The organism is Oceanobacillus luteolus (assembly GCF_023715655.1).
Taxonomy (GTDB): Bacteria; Bacillota; Bacilli; order Bacillales; family Amphibacillaceae; genus Oceanobacillus; species Oceanobacillus luteolus.
The window spans coordinates 1-3,132 of the sequence record NZ_JAMBON010000086.1 but is presented as its reverse complement, the minus strand read 5'-3'; the positions used below and the strand labels follow the sequence as shown (position 1 = coordinate 3,132).

At 33.9% G+C, this 3,132-nt stretch carries 4 protein-coding genes; all 4 read left to right on the top strand.

From position 1 onward, the window contains the following. Window positions 1–116: 116 nt before the first annotated feature. Entirely contained in the window at window positions 117–434 is a 318-nt protein-coding gene (locus M3210_RS19620) for an HAD family hydrolase (protein ID WP_349774391.1), read from the top strand. 124 nt (window positions 435–558) lie between these two features. Continuing rightward, window positions 559–909 (top strand): VOC family protein, encoded by a 351-nt coding sequence (locus tag M3210_RS19615; RefSeq protein ID WP_251517930.1) that lies wholly within the window; start codon window positions 559–561, stop codon window positions 907–909. 52 nt (window positions 910–961) lie between these two features. Beyond that, window positions 962–1,711, top strand: a complete 750-nt coding sequence (locus M3210_RS19610) for a class I SAM-dependent methyltransferase (protein WP_251517932.1) — start codon at window positions 962–964, stop codon at window positions 1,709–1,711. A 456-nt stretch (window positions 1,712–2,167) separates the two neighbouring features. Further along, the gene (locus tag M3210_RS19605) at window positions 2,168–3,022 is read left to right on the top strand and encodes a phosphotransferase enzyme family protein (protein ID WP_251517928.1); all 855 of its coding nucleotides are present in this window, start codon (window positions 2,168–2,170) and stop codon (window positions 3,020–3,022) included. Window positions 3,023–3,132: the final 110 nt, after the last annotated feature.

The window sequence follows — 3,132 nt, the reverse complement described above, 5'->3', positions numbered from 1 at the left end:
CCGAAATTGGATCAACTACTACCTTGGTCACCGTCCATTCCAGCGGAATGTCGTGTACCAAATAAAACTAAATAAATCATAACAATAGTCCACATCTAAAACTAGGTGTGGATTATTTGACGTTTACGTTTCAAATGAATAATATAAAAGCATTGGGTATTGAAGATTACTTTGAGACTATTCTTATATCAGAGTGGGTAGGAATGAAGAAACCTGAACCAATAATTTTCCAACAAGCTTTAAAGGAATTAGATGTTTTACCATCTGAAAGTATATTCGTGGGTGACCATCCTTTAAATGATATCATTGCTGCCAATATGGTAGGTATGAAAACTGTTTGGAAAAAAGATAACCAATGGAAAAATGTGAAGGCAGATTATACGATAGAAGACCTCCAAGAAATCTCTTTAATCATAGGAGAATTAAACAAATAGAGTAATAACTTTTATAGGGTGCTTCCTTTTAAAAAGAAGGAGAAGCACCCTGTTTTGTTGAAATTATACACAAAGCATTAAAATTGAAAAGAGCTAATCTAATTAAAATTTTGTGAGGTGTTTTATGGAGAATCCCATATTAAAACAGATAGGAACAATATTTATCCCGGTAAGTGATATTGAGAAAGCAAGAGATTGGTATTGTGATATTTTAGGGTTAAAAGTAAAAGATGAGATTCAATTTGGACATCTATACGTTATTCCCTTAGATGGTACAAACATCGTATTAGATAGTAAGATCTATTCGGAGGAAAAAATATTTCGAGCACCAGCATTCCACTTTAATACCAACAACATAGAAGAAGCATTTGAATATATGGAAAACAAGGGTGTAAATTTAATTACAGAGATTGAACATAACCATTATTTCAACTTCAAAGATCCTGATGGAAATATTTTAATGGTTTGCAAGTGACGATTCTAAATAAACCTAACATCCAGGTAAATGTTTTGAGGAGGGTTATTCGCTGAACAGGATAGAATATAATATGTTTTATGAGATGGTTGGAAACAGAAATGGTTGGGACTTTAGTAGTTTGCAAGTAACTCACGAGGGAATAGAATGGAACTTTTATGAAGAAGTAATGAAGAAATCTAGAAAAACAGATGTATTGTTGGATATCGGTGCAGGTGGTGGGGAATCTTTACTACCTATTGTCTCTTCACTGCTTTTCACGGTAGGCATTGATATATCAAGTAGTATGGTGGAAACTGCTAAGAATAATGTTGCAGAAGCCAACCTAGCAAATGTACGGTTCTTTCAAATGTCCTCTAATGATATCCAGTTTCCTGATGATTTCTTTGATGTCATATCATGTCGTCATGCACCCTTTAATTCCTCTGAAATAGCTAGGGTTTTAAGAGATGGAGGAATATTTCTTACCCAGCAAGTAAGCGAAGCGGATAAATTGAATATCAAAGAAGCTTTTGGTAGAGGACAGTCATACGGTGAAACCGATGGGACATTAAAAGAAAAATATATACGCGAATTAAAGGAAGTTGGCTTTTCAAAAGTACAATCATTTGAATACAACGCAGCAAGTTATTACCATCGAACGGAGGATCTTATATTTTTGCTGAAGCATACCCCTATTATTCCGGGATTTGGTCAGAGTCAGAGAGATTTTGATATGGTACATCATTTTATTGAAGATAATCGAACAGAAAAAGGAATCTTCACCAATACGAAAAGGTTTATATTAATAGCTGAAATGTAGTAGAATTTACAATATATGGTATTAAACATTTAGTTATGACACGCGACCTACGAAAAAGATTAAAAGTATTGCCGGATACACCGGGTAGTAAGGAACTGGGAGGACCTCTATGAAAAAGACATCGAACAAATAGTGGTTTTGGTTATCAGTCATTTGTCTTCTAGTAGGGATTGCATTATGGTTGCCTAATTTTATATTGCAAGATGGATATAGTTTTTGGTTGCTAGTTTTTATAATCCATCCTCTTGGTGCTTTATTTGGCTTTCTAGCTAGAAGCAAATTCGGGGTTATTTCAAATATCATGATGATTTTTAGCTTTTTTATCATCATGTTTTTGGGATATCTGGCCAATGCATCGTTTAGTTAAGAACTAATCGCATCAAATAACAACTAAGATCGTCACTATGGCGATCTTTTTTATAATGGATGATTGTTGAAAGTATTGGGGGTATCTTTTTGGATAACAATCTTTTAGTGAAAGGTGCCGAATTATTTCATGCTGATGGGAGAGATTTGAAATTACTAGGCGGTTTTTCAAATAATGTCTATGAATGTAAGAAAGATAATCATAGTTTTATTTTGAAATTTTATCTGAGCTCCATGTATAAAAAAGAAAAGCTGGAAGTGGAATTAGATTGGATAAGCTTCTTAATGAGGTCAGGTGTGAATGTTACGGCACCTTTACCATCGATAAATGGTAATTATTTGGAGATTATTCATGAGGACAATAATGAATCATATTATGTGTTGGCTTTTGAAAAAGCTGAAGGCGTGTTAATAGATACTGACAATCCAAATGAATGGAACAGTAAGCTATTCTACAAATGGGGAAAAACGATGGGGAAATTACATTCATTGTCGAAAATATATCATCCGCCTGGAAATATAAAGAAACAAAATTGGAATGAGGGTACTATCTTTACTAAAGACCTCAAAGGTTTAAATGAGACGATTATTCAGAAATGGGAAGAATATGTCGATGTGCTGAAAACATACCCAAGTAATGGAGAATTTTATGGAATGATACACAATGACCTTCATCACGGAAACTTCTATCTACACGACAACGAGATCGTCTTATTTGATTTTGGAGATTGTGAGTATAATTGGTTTGTATATGATATTGCCATTGTTTTATATCATGCGATACAGACAATAAACGAAGATGATATACAGTTAAGGAAGGATTTTGCTTCTGGCTTTTTTAGTACATTCATGCAAGGATACTTTACAGAAAACAAGTTAGATACATATTGGCTGTCAAAAATCCCTTTTTTTCTGAACTATAGGCAAATGTTTAGTGCAAAATAAAAGTTAAGAGAATTGCAACCAAAATGTTAGAAGGTTGCACAAAAAGAAAAGGCTTGCCAGCCCTCTCAAAATACCCTACCGTTATTGGTGTCGAATCAACTAATGGTGGG